General features: G+C 67.5%; 14 protein-coding genes, 1 tRNA gene and 1 pseudogene. 9 read left to right on the forward strand and 7 right to left on the reverse strand.

Annotated elements, in window-relative coordinates; translation table 11 throughout:
• Nucleotides 1-4 precede the first annotated feature (4 nt).
• Together A7X97_RS20210 and A7X97_RS20215 are read left to right on the forward strand one after the other, a co-directional pair.
• The gene (locus tag A7X97_RS20210; protein ID WP_072167255.1) at nt 5-1,714 is read left to right on the forward strand and encodes an ArnT family glycosyltransferase; all 1,710 of its coding nucleotides are present in this window, start codon (nt 5-7) and stop codon (nt 1,712-1,714) included.
• Between the two features lie 152 nt (nt 1,715-1,866).
• Nucleotides 1,867-3,123 (forward strand): O-antigen ligase family protein, encoded by a 1,257-nt coding sequence (locus A7X97_RS20215; RefSeq protein ID WP_072167254.1) that lies wholly within the window; start codon nt 1,867-1,869, stop codon nt 3,121-3,123.
• 30 nt (nt 3,124-3,153) lie between these two features.
• Here A7X97_RS20215 and A7X97_RS20220 read toward each other — a convergent pair whose 3' ends face one another.
• Nucleotides 3,154-3,960, reverse strand: coding sequence for a glycosyltransferase family 2 protein (locus tag A7X97_RS20220; RefSeq protein ID WP_088496602.1), 807 nt, complete (start codon nt 3,958-3,960; stop codon nt 3,154-3,156).
• Here A7X97_RS20220 and A7X97_RS20225 point away from each other — a divergent pair.
• Nucleotides 3,959-5,017, forward strand: a complete 1,059-nt coding sequence (locus tag A7X97_RS20225) for a CDP-glycerol glycerophosphotransferase family protein (RefSeq protein ID WP_053497033.1) — start codon at nt 3,959-3,961, stop codon at nt 5,015-5,017. The genes A7X97_RS20220 and A7X97_RS20225 overlap by 2 nt on opposite strands.
• Nucleotides 5,018-5,148: 131 nt before the next feature.
• On the opposite strand, the gene A7X97_RS20230 is transcribed toward A7X97_RS20225, so the two are convergent.
• The 4 genes from A7X97_RS20230 to A7X97_RS20245 all read right to left on the reverse strand — a co-directional run bounded on the left by A7X97_RS20230 (nt 5,149) and on the right by A7X97_RS20245 (nt 9,401).
• Nucleotides 5,149-6,687, reverse strand: a complete 1,539-nt coding sequence (locus A7X97_RS20230) for a PH domain-containing protein (protein WP_088496102.1) — start codon at nt 6,685-6,687, stop codon at nt 5,149-5,151.
• The gene (locus tag A7X97_RS20235) at nt 6,684-7,184 is read right to left on the reverse strand and encodes a PH domain-containing protein (RefSeq protein ID WP_005419594.1); all 501 of its coding nucleotides are present in this window, start codon (nt 7,182-7,184) and stop codon (nt 6,684-6,686) included. The genes A7X97_RS20230 and A7X97_RS20235 overlap by 4 nt, the downstream gene beginning before the upstream one ends.
• Before the next feature lie 72 nt (nt 7,185-7,256).
• Nucleotides 7,257-8,393: a GTP cyclohydrolase II RibA gene (gene ribA, locus A7X97_RS20240; protein ID WP_088496103.1), complete on the reverse strand. Its 1,137-nt coding sequence runs from the start codon at nt 8,391-8,393 to the stop codon at nt 7,257-7,259.
• Nucleotides 8,394-8,480: 87 nt separating this feature from the next.
• Entirely contained in the window at nt 8,481-9,401 is a 921-nt protein-coding gene (locus tag A7X97_RS20245; RefSeq protein ID WP_111008371.1) for a lauroyl acyltransferase, read from the reverse strand.
• 61 nt (nt 9,402-9,462) lie between these two features.
• Between A7X97_RS20245 and dtd the strand changes: the two genes are divergently transcribed.
• The 5 genes from dtd (at nt 9,463) to A7X97_RS20270 (ending at nt 13,899) form a co-directional block, all read left to right on the forward strand.
• Nucleotides 9,463-9,903 (forward strand): D-aminoacyl-tRNA deacylase, encoded by a 441-nt coding sequence (gene dtd, locus A7X97_RS20250; RefSeq protein ID WP_111008372.1) that lies wholly within the window; start codon nt 9,463-9,465, stop codon nt 9,901-9,903.
• 90 nt (nt 9,904-9,993) lie between these two features.
• Nucleotides 9,994-11,847: an RNA polymerase sigma factor RpoD gene (gene rpoD / locus A7X97_RS20255; RefSeq protein ID WP_088496104.1), complete on the forward strand. Its 1,854-nt coding sequence runs from the start codon at nt 9,994-9,996 to the stop codon at nt 11,845-11,847.
• A 265-nt stretch (nt 11,848-12,112) separates the two neighbouring features.
• Complete coding sequence (locus A7X97_RS20260; RefSeq protein ID WP_088496105.1) at nt 12,113-12,424, forward strand: hypothetical protein; 312 nt, start codon at nt 12,113-12,115, stop codon at nt 12,422-12,424.
• A 40-nt stretch (nt 12,425-12,464) separates the two neighbouring features.
• A tRNA-Ile gene (locus A7X97_RS20265) sits at nt 12,465-12,540 on the forward strand.
• A gap of 180 nt (nt 12,541-12,720) precedes the next feature.
• Nucleotides 12,721-13,899, forward strand: coding sequence for a tyrosine-type recombinase/integrase (locus tag A7X97_RS20270; protein ID WP_111008373.1), 1,179 nt, complete (start codon nt 12,721-12,723; stop codon nt 13,897-13,899).
• Between the two features lie 131 nt (nt 13,900-14,030).
• On the opposite strand, the gene A7X97_RS20275 is transcribed toward A7X97_RS20270, so the two are convergent.
• Nucleotides 14,031-14,696 carry a PepSY domain-containing protein gene (locus tag A7X97_RS20275; protein WP_171974407.1) on the reverse strand — a complete coding sequence of 222 codons (666 nt, stop codon included), beginning with the start codon at nt 14,694-14,696 and terminating at the stop codon, nt 14,031-14,033.
• Between A7X97_RS20275 and A7X97_RS20280 the strand changes: the two genes are divergently transcribed.
• Complete coding sequence (locus A7X97_RS20280; protein WP_258392666.1) at nt 14,651-14,995, forward strand: Sir2 family NAD-dependent protein deacetylase; 345 nt, start codon at nt 14,651-14,653, stop codon at nt 14,993-14,995. The two genes, A7X97_RS20275 and A7X97_RS20280, sit on opposite strands and share 46 nt — an antisense overlap.
• A gap of 139 nt (nt 14,996-15,134) precedes the next feature.
• Here the strand turns inward: A7X97_RS20280 and A7X97_RS20285 are convergent.
• Nucleotides 15,135-15,293, reverse strand: a pseudogene (locus A7X97_RS20285) (PLP-dependent transferase); the annotation flags it as partial.
• Nucleotides 15,294-15,303 lie beyond the last annotated feature (10 nt).

Here is a 15,303-nt window from a genome sequence, read left to right on the forward strand (position 1 = left end):
TCCCATGCTGAAATCCCGCGCGTCGCGCGAGACGTGGTTGTTCGTGGTGATGGCCCTGCTGGTGCTGGGGGCCGGGCTGGGCCTTCGTGATCCGTGGCCGTCGGACGAACCGCGCTTCGCGCTGGTGGCCAAGCAGATGTTCGACAGCGGGCAGTGGCTGTTCCCGCATCGCGGCACCGAGCTGTACTCGGACAAGCCGCCGATGCTGATGTGGTGGCAGGCCACGCTGTACAGCCTGGTCGGGCAGTGGCGCGTGGCCTTCCTGCTGCCGTCGCTGCTGGCGGCCCTGGGCACGCTGTGGTGCGTGGTCGACCTGGGGCGGCGCCTGTGGACGCGGCGGGTGGGGCTGTACGCCGGCTGGGCGCTGCTGTTCGCGCTGCAGTTCACCTTCCAGGCGAAGAAGGCGCAGATCGACCCACTGCTGCTGCTGTTCATCACCCTGGCCAACTACGGCCTGCTGCGCCACCTTCTGCTGGGACCCAGCTGGCGCTGGTGGTGGCTGGGCTGGTTCTTTGCTGGCATCGGCGTGATCACCAAGGGCGTGGGGATGCTGGCGCTGCTGATGCTCGTGCCTGCGGCGATCGCCGCGGCGCTGCAGTGGCCACGGGTGGGACTGCATGCGCGCGACGCGCGTTTCTGGCTGGCGCCGCTGGCCTTCCTGCTGGCGGTGTCGTTGTGGCTGGCGCCGATGCTGCTGGCCGGCTTTGCCACCGGCTCGGACGAGTACCGGGCCTACATGGACGACATCCTGTTCCAGCAGACGGCGCGGCGCTACGCCCATTCCTGGGACCACCACCAGCCCGCCTGGTACTTCCTGGCGACGATGCCGCTGATGTGGATCCCGGCGTTCCTGGCCCTGCCCTGGGCGATTCCGGCGTGGCGCCGCCGGCTGCGCCGTCGCGACCCGCGCTACCTGCTGCCGCTGGCCTGGTGGCTGATGGTGGTGCTGTTCTTCTCGATTCCGGCCGGCAAGCGCGATGTGTACATCCTGCCGGCGCTGCCGATGTTCTGCCTGGTGCTGGCGCCGCTGTTGCCTGGATTGCTGAGGCGGCGCGACGTTCAGGCCGTGGTGGGGGTGTTCACCGGCCTGCTGTCACTGGGCCTGGCCCTGGCCGGTGCGATGGCGGTGCTGGGCGAGCCGGCCTTCGAGCTGCGCCTGACCCACAGCCGCGGGCTGGCGCCCGGCGCTGTCGACGCACTGGCCTGGACGATCCTGGCGATGGGCGTGTGGGGCGGATTGAGCCTGCTGGCCTGCGGCCGTCGCCGGCATCTGGCGCTGGTGTCGACCCTGGGGATGGTCTGGGTGCTGTACAGCCTGGTCGGCTATCCGCTGCTGAACGATTCCAGTTCCGCCCGCGGCCTGATGCGCACGGTTGGTAGCCGTCTGGGCCCGGATGCCGAATTGGGGCTGGTGGCCTGGAAGGAGCAGCATCTGCTGCTGGCCGACCGTCCTGCAGCGACCTTCGGTTTCGAGACGGACTGGGACGAGCAGCTGATTGCGGCCACGCGCTGGCAGCGGCTGGCGCCCGGACGCCGCTGGTTGCTGGTGCACGAATACGCGATGCTGTCGTGCGTCGACCGCAACCGTTCTGAACTGGCCGGCGTGGCCAACCGGCGGCGCTGGTGGCTGGTGCCGGCAGCAGCGGTGAAGGTGCCCTGCGTGGTCACTGCAGAGGAGCGCGAACGTGAACGGCGTTTGCAGGAACATGACTAGCCACCACGATTCCGGCTTGTCCAGTCTGCCCAAGCGGGCCCAAAGGCAGTAAAACAGCAGGCTGGGACGGCCCCCGTTGGTCCTTCCCGTTCTTCCCGCAGATTGCAGCGATACTTCCCGACGTGCCAGCTTCACCGGACAACCTGAACCCCTTGGCCGGCGACCCGCTGGGCGTTCCCGCCGGCGGGCGTCACGGGGTGGCCCGCGGCCTGGCCCAGCTGGGCCTGTTCTGCCTGCCGGCACTGGTGCTGACCGTGCCGATCAACCTGCTGCCGTATGGCCTGCTGCTGCTGCTCAGCACGCTGCTGGCGCCGGAGCTGCTGTGGCGCGCGCGCGGCATGGCCGGTCAGCCGGTGAAAGTGCTGGCCTGGCTGATGCTGGCGGTGCTGGCGCTCGGCGTACTGTCGGTGGTGTTGTTCGAGCAGGGCCTGCGTGACGTCGACAACCGCTCGCGATTCGTGGTGATCCCGTGGATCGCGCTCTGGGTCTGCGCGCTGCGTCCCAACCTGCGGTGGCTCTGGTACGGATCATTGACAGGCCTGCTCGCCACCTTCGCGATGTCGCTGTGGCAGGTGCTGGGTGGCGCCGCGCGCGCAGAGTTGTTCACCAACGCCATCGTGCTGGCCGACATCGTGATGGTGTTGATGGTGCTGCTGGTGTTCTGTCGCCCGTCGCGGCGCTGGTCGCTGGTGATCCTCGGCATGGCCGCCGGCTGCGGCACCATCGTGCTGACCGGCAGCCGCGGCGTGTTCGCCGCCCTCCTGGCGCTGCTGGTGGTGCTGGCACTGAGCCTGCGCTGGCGCACCGGTGCGGCGCGCCTGTCGGTGCTGGCCGGCATGCTGGCGATCGGTGCGACCCTGCTGCTGTCGGTACCGGAGCTGCGTCACCAGGTGCGCCTGAGCGAGCTTCACAGTGACGTGCAGCGGATGGAACTGGGCGACAGTGATTCTTCCGCCGGTGCCCGCGTGGAACGCCTGCAGGTGGCCTGGGAGACCTTCCTCGATCACCCGCTGGTGGGCGTTGGCATCGGGCATTTCGACAGCGCGATGCTGCGCGTGCCGGTCTGCCGTGAGAATCCGGAAGAGTTGCGTTGCCACCTGGGGCATGCACACAACGATGTTGCCGAATGGGCAGCGACCCAGGGCGTACCGGGCCTGCTGCTGTTGCTGGCGGTGTATGGCATCCCGCTAGGGGTGTTCGTGCGGCTTCATCGCCGCAGCGGACGGACGACCTTCCGGGGGCCGGCCGCAGCCGGCATCATGCTGGTGATCACCTATGCGCTGTGCGGCCTGACCCAGTCGATGTTCGCGCACCAGATGACGGCCAGTTTCTATGTGACCCTGGTCGGCCTGCTGACCGGCCTGTCGATCGTCGAAGGCGCGCGCCACCGGGCAGTCACCGGGGCGTGACGCATCGGCGCGCCGGGCAGGGCCCGGCGATCAGGGGTTCGGCGGGTCGGCCACGGCCTGGCCGTTGCCCAGCATCCACAGCATGATGGTCTTCTGGCGCACGTAGTTGGCGCGCACATAAGCGTAGACCAGGCCATGCCAGCCGTCGCGGAAGCCGCCACGGAACACGAAGCCGCGCCAGAACCGCCAGGCCGGTGCCAGCACCAGCTTGCCCAGCGTGGCCCGTTTACCGCGCGCGAACTCGTGCTCGGCCATCATCCGCGCGTACTTCTCGGTCTTGGCCAGCTGCTGCTGCAAGGAGCGGTAGGGATAGTGGACCAGGTCGCCGCGCAGGGTACCCACACTGCCATCGACGCTGGCGGCCTCGTGGATCTCGCGCTTGCCGCGCCAGCCGCCACGGCGGCGGTCGAACAGGCGCATCACCCGGTCCGGGTAGGCATTGCCATGGCGCAGGAACTTGCCGAAGTACTCCGACAGGCGTGCGAAGCGATAGCCGGCATGGCCGGCGAAGCCACCGTCGCGGGCCTGTTCGATGGCCGCACGCAGTTCCGGGCTGATCCGCTCATCGGCGTCCAGGCACAGTACCCAGTCGTGGCCGGCCTGCTCGACGCAGTACGCCTTCTGGCTGCGGAAGCCGTCGAACGGGCGCTGCAGCACGCGGGCGCCTGCGGCCTCGGCGATGGCCACGGTGGCATCGGTGGAGTAGGAGTCCACGACGACGATCTCATCGCAGAAGGCCAGCGAGGCCAGGCAGTCGCCGATGCGGCCGGCCTCGTTGAACGCGATAATGCAGGCCGAGATGCGAGGCCGTTCGATGGGAGCGGTCGTGGAGGACATGATGGCCGGGTACCTGTTGTTTGCGACGGAGCGCTATGCGCTGCCTATTCTCGCCCCGTTGGCGCAGGCCTTGCACGCCTCCGGGCAGGAGGTGGCGGCCTGGTTCGAGGGCGGCGCGGCCGGCAGCCAGCTGCCGGGCGTGCCCAACATCGGCCTCAAGCAGGCGCTGGCAATGCGGCCGCGGGCGGTGTTCAGCGCCGCCAACTGGGTGCCGACCTTCCTTTCGGGAGCCAAGGTGCAGCTGTTCCATGGCTTCAACGTGGAGAAGCGGGACAGTGCGCGCGGCCACTTCCGGGTGCGCGGCATGTTCGACCTGTACTGCACGCAGGGGCCGGCCACCACCGGGCCGTTCCGTGAGATCGCGGCCCTGCAGGGCCACTTCGCGGTGGCCGAGACCGGCTGGCCGAAGCTGGATCCGCTGTTCCGCGACGATGGTGGCGAGAGCGCCGCGCTGCGCGCCGCCGCTGGAGGACGCCCGGTGATCCTGTTCGGTTCGACCTTCACCGAACGCCTGAGCGCAGCCCCGCACCTGCATGCGCAGATTGCTGCCGACATCGCCGAGGGCAAGCGCTACTGGCTGCTGACCCTGCACCCGAAGTGCCCACCGGAATTGTTCGAACGCTACCGCGCGCTGGCCGGTGCCAATGCACGCTTCATCGAGCCGGAGCAGGTGATGGCCGCACAGCGCGCCGCCGATGTGCTGGTGTCCGATACGTCCTCGATCGTTTCGGAGTTCATCGTCCAGCACAAGCCGGTGGTGACCTTCCGCAACCGGGTGCCCAAGCCGCACATGATCGACTTCGACGACCCGGTGCAGCTGCCGGCGATGCTGCAGCGCGCGCTGCATCCCGACGCCGCGCTGCAGGCGGAGATCGTGCGCTACGCCGATGCCATCCATCCGTACCGCGATGGCCTGTCCAGCGAGCGCGTGATTGCGGCTACCGAGGATTTCCTGTCCGGTGAAATGGGCGTGCTGCGGCGCAAGCCGTTCGGCAGCTGGGTCCGCGACCTGCAGATCCGCAAGGACCTGGGGTATTGGGGGCCGTCGCAGCGGTAAGCCGAGCGTGGGCTCGGCTCTACAGTAGATCCACGCCATGCGTGGATGCGTGGCCCCCGGCCGCGGTAGTGCCGGCCGCTGGCCGGCAACCTCGGGGATGTCTGCGGTTGCCGGCCAGCGGCCGGCACTACCTACCAGCGCAGCTTGCGCCGCGCCAGCGCGGCCGCCAGTTGATCCATCACCTGTCGCGCCTGCGCCTGCGGCAGGAAGTGCAGGATCAATGCCACATCGCCATGCGCGCCGGCGGTATCCAGCTGCAGGCTGCTGGTGCCCAGCAGCTTGTCCAGTGGCGAGCGCAGCAGGCGCAGGCCCTGCACCTTGTCCAGCTCGGCCCAGCGCCACCAGCGCTTCCACCAGCCGCCGCGCACGGCGACGTAGTGGTCATCCAGATACCAGCCCATGCGCGCCATCTGCCGGTGGGCCACCAGCAGCGCCAGCGGCAGCCAGGCCAGCACGATCAGGCCCCATGATCCCCAGCGCCAGTACGCGGCGGCGGCCAGGAGGGGAACCAGCAGCAGCGCGCCCAGGCACAGCCGCCACCAGCCACGCTGCGGAATGGACTGCCATTGCGCCGGCGGCCACTGCAGTTGAGGCAACAGGTGCTGCACCAGCTGCTCGCAGCGCATTGCCGGGGCCAGCGGTGCCAGCTCGCGCAGAGCGCGGTCCTGATCCCGCGAAGGGCCGCCGGCGGCGCTGTCGACGCGCAGCTGGCGCAGGCCGAACCAGCGATGCAGGGTGGTCTCGTACAGCGTCCAGGCCTGGATGCGGCGACGCGCGACACTGCTGCGGGTTCGGCTGACCAGGCCAGCCGAGACGGTCAGCCGGCGATCCTGCTCGCTGAGAGTGAAGCCGTGATAGCGCAGCAGGGTCAGCACCACCGACAACGCCCGCAGCGCCAGCCAGCCCAGCAGCAGGGCTGCGGCCAGCAGCAGGAAGGCGCCGGCCACGCCGGGATGCAGGTGGCTTGCGTAGCCGAAGGCCTCCCTGCCGCCACGCTGGATGGCCGCGTCCATCACCGGCCGCGGCACGGTCTGGAACAGCACGCCGAAGGCGGCGATCGCCAGTGCCCATCCGCGGTTGGAGAGCAGGCCCATGCGCACCACGTCCCAGCTCGACAGGCGCAGCAGCACCTGTTCGGTGTCGGTCCCGGTGATCGAGGGCGTGGCGACGACGCCGGCGGGCTGCGGTGCCTGCCCACGCTGGCGCACCAGCCGTTCCAGCGCCAGCGCCTGGTCCAGCCTCAGTACCCGCATCTCGGCTTCCGGCCGCACGCCGCCGGCCGATTCCAGGCGCAGCTCGGCCACACCGAACAGCCGGTGCAACGGGTTCTGCCGCACTTCCACGTTGTGGATGCGGGCGAACGGGATCTCGCGGCGGTTGCGCGCCAGCAGCCCGCTGCGCACGGTGATGGCATCGCTGCCGATGCGGTAGCGGTAGCTGAGGTACTGCAGCACCGAGACCAGCACCAGTGCCGCGATCGCCGACAGTGGAATCAACTGCGCCCACATCGGGTCGCGCTCGCCACGCTGGCCGAACACCAGCAGCGCGACCAGCGGCAGGAAGTAGTGTCGCAGCTGCATCAGCAGTACGAACAGCCACGACCACGGGTGCAGGCGATGGTCCTCGCCACCGGCAGGCAGCGATGCGGGCAGGGGCGGCGGCAGGCTCACAGGGCGTCGGCGTCCTGGTCGAGCTGGTGCGAGAGGGTGTCGCGCAGGCGCTCGGCGTCGGCTTCATCCAGGCCGTTGACGGTGACCGCGCTCATGCGGGTACCGGCAGTGTGCACGATCAGCGTGGCCAGGCCGGCGCGGCGCTCCAACGGGCCCCGGCGCAGGTCCAGGTGTTGTACGCGCGATATGGGAATGCGGGTTTCCAGCTGCCACATCAGGTCGCGGCGCAGGCCCAGGCCCTGGTCATCCAGGCGCCAGCGGGTGCGGGTCAGTCGCCGGCGGCCGAGCCAGGCGCCGAAGAGGATGCCGATCAGCAGCCCCAGGGCGGCAGTCCACAGGCCGCCGGGCAGATCGAAGAACCAGGCAGCTGCGGCCAGTGGCAGACCCGGTACGAACAGTCCGCCGAAGGCGCCTTCCAGTGCGGCCAGGCGGGCGGCACGTTGCGGCAGCGATTGCCAGGCTTCGGTGGTCGGGGCGATAGGGGCGACGTCGGTCACGCGGGCTCCGTCAGGTGGCAGGGCGAGCGGCGGCGGTGGCCGCACCGCGCAGACGGTAGCAGGTCGGCTGTGTTACTGGGCAGCCTGGATCAGCGCATCGACATCCAGCAGGTGACCAGCACGATCGGCCTTGGTGCGCAGGTAGTGTTCGTTTTCGGCGGTGATCTCGCCGGTGACCGGAATGCAGTCCAGCACCTCGATGCCGGCATTGCGCAGGCGCTGTGCCTTGGTCGGGTTGTTGCTGAGCAGAGCCACGCGCGAAATGCCCAGGCCATGCAGCATCGCCACCGCACTGCCGTAGCGGCGTTCGTCGGCACCGAAGCCCAGCTGCGCATCGGCGTCGATGGTGTCCAGGCCGTCGTGCTGGTAGCCATAGGCGCGCATCTTGGCGGCGATGCCGGTGCCGCGGCCTTCCTGGTCCAGGTACAGCAGCACGCCACCGCCCAGTTCCTTCAGCTTGCGCAGCCCGCGCCGCAGCTGGTCGCCGCAGTCGCACTTGAGCGAGCCGAACAGGTCGCCGGTCAGGCACGAGGAGTGCACGCGTACCGGTACCACCGACGACAGGTCCGGTTCGCCGACGATGATCGCGACCTGGTCGCGCTGGGCCACGCCGCCGCGGAACACCGCGAAGGTGGTCATGCCGACGTCGCGCAGCGGTACCGGCGAACGCGCCACCAGTTCGTAGTCGTGGGCCGCATGTGCTGCGCCTTCGGCCAGGTCGCACAGGGCCACCTCGGCGGCACCGTCGAACGTGTGGTCATCCACGTCCAGGCGCACCGCGACCATCGCCGGCAGCAGCAGGCCCAGGCGGGCCAGCTCCACCGCGCCGGCATCGAAGGCGTCGCCGGCCGCCCAGTCGTCGGGCATGGGGCCGGGCTCGCGCAGGTAACCCAGCGAGGGCAGGGTATCGAAGTCAATGCCGGCCAGCGGCAGGCGCGCGCCTTCCGGTGCTTCCACGCCGAGCACGCGGGCGCGGGTGGCGGTCAGGAACAGGTAGTGGCGCTCGCGCGCGGCAGCGGCGAACGTGGCAAAGCTGCTGGCAGTGGCGCTGTCCAGTGCAATCACCGCCAGGCGCTGGCCCTGGCCATCGTGGAGCAGTACCGGGCGACCGGCACGCAGTTCGGCCACCGCGCGTTCGCAGCGGATCGCGGCGGGGTCGCCGAACAGGGAAGAGGCAGCAGGCATGGCAGGACCGGGGGAGGCGGACATCGCAGTCTCTATGGGGGCGACGGCGTCGTATTCAACGTGGTGCGGCCGCCGGTCGCAGGGGCCGGACGGGCCCGCGTGGTGCGACCGTCAGTGCGGATGCTCTTCGGTCGCGTACGGGTCTTCCTCGCCGCTGCCCGGTGGCCGCAGCGTATAGCGCTTGTAGGTCCACTGGTACTGCGTCGGGTCGCGGCGGGCGATGCGCTCGATGCCGGCGTTGAGCGCGGTGGCCGCCACCTGCGGGTCCGGGTCGGCCACGGCCGGGTCGGTCGGCTCGATGTGCAGGGCGAATTCCATGTCCGGCCCGATGCGCTCGCACCAGCCATACAGCACGGTGGCGCCGGTGCGCTCGGCCAGCCGGTTGACCAGGGTCATGGTCAGTGCCTGCACGCCGAAGAACGGCACGAACACGCCGTCGCCGGCCTTGGGTTGCTGGTCGGGCAGGATGCCGGTGGCACCGCCGTCCTTGAGCACCTTGAACAGCTGGCGCACGGCGGGGCCCTCGGCGCGCACCTGCTGCACGTTCTGGCCGCCCCGCACCAGCTGCAGGAAGGCGTCGCTGGCCTCGTCCTCCGGTGGCTTGTAGACGATGGCGATGTGCCCGCGCGAGGCCAGCCACTGGTTCAGCAGCTCCCAGTTGCCGAAGTGGGGTGCGGCCACGATCACGCCCTTGCCGCTGGCCAGCGCCGCGTCGTACAGGGCTTCGCCGTGGCGCTGCTTCAGGTGCAGGCGCAGGTTGTCGGCGGGCCTCTGGCCCCACAGCCGCAGCGTCTCGATGGCCTGCAGGGCGGTGGAGCGTAGCAGCTCGCGGTGCAGGCGGTCGCGCGCCGGACCGTCCAGTTCCGGGTAGGCCAGTTCCAGGTTGCGACGGGTGACGCGGCTCTCGCGAGCGTTGAGACGGACCCACGTCCACGCCAGGGCATGCGCGAATCCCCGCAGCACTGGCCAGGGCAGGCGGGCGAACAGGGTGGTGGCGCGGTAGACCAGCCGGGCTTTGCGTTGCGGATTCATCGGCGCCAGTTTAGCCAAGGGCGCTGCTATCGTGGCCGGCCCTGTTCATTGGAAGCCCACGATGCTCGTCCTGATCCAGCGCGTCAGCCAGGCCGCCGTCCACGTCGACCAGGAAGTGGTGGGGCAGATCGGCCCCGGCCTGCTGGCCCTGGTCGGCATGGAACCGGGCGATACCGAGGCCCAGCTGCGACGGATGGCCGAGCGCCTGCTGGGCTACCGGGTGTTCGCCGACGAGCCCGGGAAGATGAACCGGTCGCTGCGCGACACCGGCGGCGGCCTGCTGCTGGTCAGCCAGTTCACCCTGGCCGCCGATACCCGTTCGGGCATGCGCCCCAGTTTCACGACCGCCGCACCGCCGGACGAGGCTGAACGCGGGTTCAATCGATTTGTCGAGATCTGTCGTGAAAATCACGCGCCCGGGGTGGAAACGGGCCGATTTGGTGCCCATATGGTCGTCAGCCTGGTCAATGACGGTCCCGTGACCTTCCTTCTCAGGCCCTGAGCCTGCGGGACCACCGCCCGGCAGGCGGGGCCCCGGGCTGGTATAATGCTACGTTCCCTATTTCTCCCTAGCCGGTGGCGCGAGCACTACATGGCCAACGAACGTCCTGCCCAATCCGAAATCAAGCAACTGATCAGCAAGGGCCTGGAACAGGGCTACCTGACCTACGCCGAAGTCAATGACCATCTGCCGGACGACATGGTCGACCCGGAACAGATCGAAGACATCATCGGCATGATCAACGGCATGGGCATTGATGTCCATGAAGTTGCGCCGGATGTGGAAACCCTGCTTCTCAACGATGGCAACACCGGCAACCGCGAAGTCGATGACACTGCGGCTGAAGAAGCTGCCGCCGCGCTGAGCGCGCTCGACACCGAAGGTGGCCGTACCACCGACCCGGTGCGCATGTACATGCGCGAAATGGGCACCGTCGAGCTGCTGACCCGCGAAGGCGAAATCGCCATCGCCAAGCGCATCGAGGAAGGCCTTTCGCAGGTCCAGGCCGCCCTGGGTCAGTTCCCGGTTTCGGTCGAGTCGCTGCTGAACGACTACGAAGCCCACAAGGAAGGCAAGAAGCGCCTGGCCGAAGTGATCGTCGGCTTCAACGACCTGGTCGACGAAGAGCCGGCACCGCCGGCGGTCATTGCCGATGACAGCGCCGATGCGGACGCCGAAGGCGACGAGGACGAGGACGACGATGTCGACGGTGGCGATGAAGAAGCCGCACCGACCGGTCCGGATCCGGAGGAAGTCGCCGCGCGCATGCAGGCACTGAGCGATGCCTTCAACGCTTTCAAGAAGGCCGCGACCAAGGGCGACAAGAAGAACCTGCCGCGCCTGCGCGAAGAGATGTCGGCGGTGTTCGTCACCCTGAAGCTGCCGCTGCCGCTGACCGACGTGCTGACCAAGCAGCTGCGCGACACGATGGCCGACATCAAGTCGCATGAGCGCCGTGTGCTGAACCTGGCCACCGTCACCGCGCGCATGCCGCGCAAGGACTTCATCCGTTCCTGGGAAGGCAACCAGACCAACCTGGAGTGGGTGGAAGACGCACTGAAGCGCAAGCAGAAGTGGTCGTCGGCCCTGCGCGAAGTGAAGGACCAGATCATCGCCGAACAGCAGGCGACGATCGACATCGAGAAGCTGACCCAGCTGGACCTGGAAGAGCTGAAGGAAATCAGCCGTGCCATGGCCTACGGTGAAGCCAAGGCGCGCAAGGCCAAGAAGGAAATGGTCGAGGCCAACCTGCGCCTGGTGATCTCGATTGCCAAGAAGTACACCAACCGTGGCCTGCAGTTCCTCGACCTGATCCAGGAAGGCAACATCGGCCTGATGAAGGCCGTGGACAAGTTCGAGTACCGCCGCGGCTACAAGTTCTCGACCTACGCCACCTGGTGGATCCGCCAGGCGATCACCCGCTCGATCGCCGACCAGGCGCGCACCATCCGTATTCCGGTGCACATGATCGAGACGATCAACAAGTTGAACCGCATTTCCCGCCAGATGCTCCAGCAGTATGGCCGCGAGGCTACGCCGGAGGAGCTGGCCAAGGAAATGGACATGCCGGAAGACAAGATCCGCAAGGTGATGAAGATCGCCAAGGAGCCGATCTCGATGGAAACCCCGATCGGCGACGACGAGGATTCCCATCTGGGCGACTTCATCGAGGACACCAACGTGGAGTCCCCGATCGAGAACACCACCAACATCAACTTGTCCGAAACCGTTCGCGACGTGCTGGCCGGCCTCACCCCGAGGGAAGCCAAGGTGCTGCGCATGCGCTTCGGCATCGACATGAACACCGACCACACGCTGGAAGAGGTCGGCAAGCAGTTCGACGTGACCCGCGAGCGCATCCGCCAGATCGAAGCGAAGGCCCTGCGCAAGCTGCGTCACCCGAGCCGTTCGGAGCAGCTGCGCAGCTTCCTGGATATCGATTGATAGCCAGCGGCTGTTGAAGCGTTGAGAGAAACCCCGCCTGGTGCGGGGTTTTTCTTTAGTAGCTCCCGGCCATGCCGGTCGGATCCTGACGATGTCGCATCTGCCATTTGATTACGTCCCGCGGCGGTCGCACGCTGACCGTGCAGATGCTCAACACATCGCGTAGGCAGGCCGATCTTCATCGGCGCTGATGCAAGCGCGCAGCAGGTCACGTACATCACATGCGGCCTGCGGCACTGATTCGTCATGCATCTGGAGTCACGCCATGAATGATGTGGAGCACGATATGCCTGAGCCCGTGCAAATCGATTTCCCGCCGCTGCTGAACTGGGATGAGGTGATGCGGGATGAGTGTGAGGATCCGTTGGGGTTTGCACGTCGGACGACGTATGCGCTGCTGACGCTGCCTGAAGCTGGGTTGCTTGCCGGCTTCAGCGGCGGCAACCAGAAGGGACTGGAAGAGGCCAGGCGGACGGTGGCGCTGTTCCAGGCACATCTGCGGCGGCAGATGTGGTTTGCGGAAGCGGCGGAGAAGCGGTTGGGGCGCGTTGCTGAGGCTCTTGCTGCTGCCGGGTAGCCGATCGTGGGCGGCCTCCACTACACTGTGGCGCTGCGCAGGGCCTATAGCTCAACGGTTAGAGCAGGGGACTCATAATCCCTTGGTTTCAGGTTCGAATCCTGATGGGCCCACCATCTACTGATCCGGCCACGTCCAGATCCGTCCGAATATCCTAGTAAAACCGCTGTATTTCAGGGCTTTCGTGTCCAGCCGGGTCCGGTCGCGTGCGTCTCCATCCAGCTGGAATGTGAGTAACGTTGCGAGTAAGATGATCGGAAGATCTCCGCTTACTCACATATCGGTTACTCACAGCCATGTTGACAGACACCAAGCTGCGCAGCCTCAAGCCTCAGGGCAAGGTGTATCGCCTCGCCGATGCCAATGGGCTGTGCGTCGAGGTGAGGCCTTCTGGAGCCAGGATCTGGCGCTATCGGTACCGGTTCGCCGGCAAGGCGAACATGCTCACCATCGGGGACTACCCGGCGGTTTCATTGGCCGAAGCTCGCGCCGAGCGGGACACGGCCCGGGCCCAGCTCAAGAAGGGCATGGACCCGGGCCTGGTGGTGAAGATCGAGCGAGCGGCACAGGAGGAAGAGGCCGGCAACACCTTTGGCGCGCTTGCTGAAGAACTGGTTTCGCAACGGGCCAAGAAGCTGACCCCTGGGTCAGTCGTCCGGGAGCGACGGATGCTGGAGCGCGACCTGGGGAGCATCGCGAATCTGCCGGTCAGGAGCGTGACTGCGCCAATCCTGCTGAAGGCCCTCCGCAAGATCGAGGCCCGTGGAGCAGTCGAGACGGCGCATCGGGCTCGCGCCGCCGCGGGCATGGTCTTTCGCTATGCCATCGCCACGGGTAGGGCCGAGAACAACCCGGCCCTGAGTCTTGCCGGCGCATTGACCTCTACGAAAACCAAGCACTTCTCCAGCCTGACTGAGCCAGATGAGGTGGCAAAGCTTCTCAAGGCAATCTACGGCTACCAAGGGTCGCCGATCGTGTCGGCTGCGCTCAAGCTCTCGGCACTCCTGTTCGTCCGGCCGGGCGAGCTCCGTGCGGCGCGCTGGGACGATATTGACCTGGATGCTGCTGAGTGGCGTTACGTCACCAGCAAGACCCAGACCCAGCACATCGTTCCCTTGGCTGGGCAGGTGGTGGAACTCCTGGAAGATGTCCGGCCCTACGCAAGGAAAAGTCAGTACGTCTTTCCGAGCGTGCGGAGCATCCAGAAGCCGATCAGTGAGAATACGATCAACGCTGCCCTACGGAACCTCGGGTTCGATGGCACGATGATGACTGCCCATGGATTTCGGGCCATGGCACGAACATTGCTGGACGAGGTGCTGGGGTTCAGGCCGGATTTCATCGAGCATCAGCTCGCCCATGCGGTGCGGGATCCGCTGGGGCGGGCGTACAACAGAACTACCCACCTGGAAGAGCGAAAGAAGATGATGCAGGCTTGGGCTAACTACCTAGACGAGCTGAGACGTAGCGCCTAAGCCTCGACTCACGGATGAGTCGCGCAGCGCATAGCCACTGTCCATCGTATCGTTGGATCTGACTACGTCCGCTTTCGGCCAAGAGCGGACATCCCTCACCGAATCCCGCACTGGCATCCCACCTTCGTTTGCTAGCCGATCACGCAAAGTGGCTTGCGAATCACGCCAGAGGAATCATTGGACGCGCGGCTCAGACGGGCGCTTGGAAGTGCGTGGAGCGCCTGATTCAGCACAGGATCCCATGCCACTTTCTCCACTGTGCCCGCCAGCACCGGCGTGGGCGGCGCGGCACCACCGAACGCCGCCGTCAGCACGGCATGGAAACCCTTGCCATAGACCATCCCTACACCGGTCACAGTGGCCATCAGCAGAAGCGGCAGCAACAAAGCGCCGCTACTGCGGTGCCAGGTCGCCCACCTTCGCGCCGGGGGCTGTGCGTGTACCTTCAAGTGCGATCGCCAGCGCCCAGGCTTGGGCCACCACAGGTACAAACCGCTCAAGAGCAGCCCCAGCGAGATCCAGCCGATAATGCCGAGTACCTGCTTGCCCGTGTCGTGGGCCAGCAGCGCCACATGCCATTCGTGCAGCCACATCAGCACGTCGTTGTCGGGGCCACGTCGCAGCAGCAAGGTGCCGTCGTCCGGCCCGAAGTAGGCGCGTTCGCCGTTGGCGAAATATGCCTGCCACACCGGGAGTTCGGCTTTAGGCAAGTCGATGGAGCGCACGCCCCGCGGCGCCCATTCCGCCACCAATCGCTCAAGCACGGCGGGGTCGGCATGGGGCCCGGGAGACGCCACCCGCCTGCCCCCTGTGCGGCGGCCCGTTCCGGCCTGGCGTGGTCTGGTTCGGCGAGGCGCTGCCGGAGGACGCGTGGGCGCGCGCATGCGCCGCGATCGACGGTTGCGATGTCCTGGTGGTGGTCGGCACGTCCGGCCTGGTGCATCCGGCCGCGTCGCTGCCGCTGCGCGCGCGGCAACGGCGTGCGCAGGTCATCGAGGTCAATCCTGTCGACAGTGCGGTGAGCGCGTACGCCAGCGAGCAGCTGCGCCTGCCGGCGAGCGCGGGCGTCGCGATGCTGCGGGAGCGCTTTATCTGAATGCCGCTCGCGAGCGGCGCCGGACGCAGCGCGATGTCCGTCGCATCGCGCATGCCGGCGACCAGACCTCTTCCGCCGTGACTGCGGCAAGCGGCCGTTGCCAGCCCCGGCCAGCCGCCCGACCCGCCGGCTTCGCCGCTCAGGCCCGTGCCAGCGCCTGCTCCAGATCCGCGATCAGGTCGTCGACATGTTCGATGCCGATGCACAGGCGCACCGTATCCTCGCTCACGCCGGCCTGCGCCAGTTCCGCCGGGGAAAGCTGGCGATGCGTGGTCGAGGCCGGATGCGGGGTATAGGAAGTTCAACCG

This window comes from Stenotrophomonas sepilia (genome assembly GCF_003244875.1).
Lineage (GTDB): Bacteria > Pseudomonadota > Gammaproteobacteria > Xanthomonadales > Xanthomonadaceae > Stenotrophomonas > Stenotrophomonas sepilia.